Here is a 314-nt window from a genome sequence, read left to right as displayed (position 1 = left end):
CCGCCATCCCGAACTCCCGCACGTTATGCACCCTATTCGCCCAGCAGCCGGAATCCATCCGTACCGACACGTATTTCCCCGATACGCGCCGCGCACACCCCGATTCCGCCCGATCTCCTACGACGCCGGACGTAGTCGAAGCCGCGTCGCGGGACGGATGTGATCGCGGCGTGCGGCGAGGAGGGTTTCGGTCATGACGGATTCGATTGTGGTGACAACTCAGCTGACCAAGCGGTACGGCACCCATCGCGCGGTGGATCGGGTGGATATGCGGGTGGAGCCGGGGGAGATCTACGGATTCCTCGGCCCCAACG

The 314-nt window shown here is 64.6% G+C and carries 1 pseudogene; it reads left to right on the top strand.

Features of this window, described 5'->3' with window-relative positions:
- Nucleotides 1-193 precede the first annotated feature (193 nt).
- Nucleotides 194-314: pseudogene (locus GV790_RS31975) on the top strand (ABC transporter ATP-binding protein); the annotation flags it as partial.

Source organism: Nocardia cyriacigeorgica (assembly GCF_010858045.1).
GTDB lineage: Bacteria > Actinomycetota > Actinomycetes > Mycobacteriales > Mycobacteriaceae > Nocardia > Nocardia cyriacigeorgica_E.
This window is presented reverse-complemented; position numbering and strand designations above follow the sequence as displayed.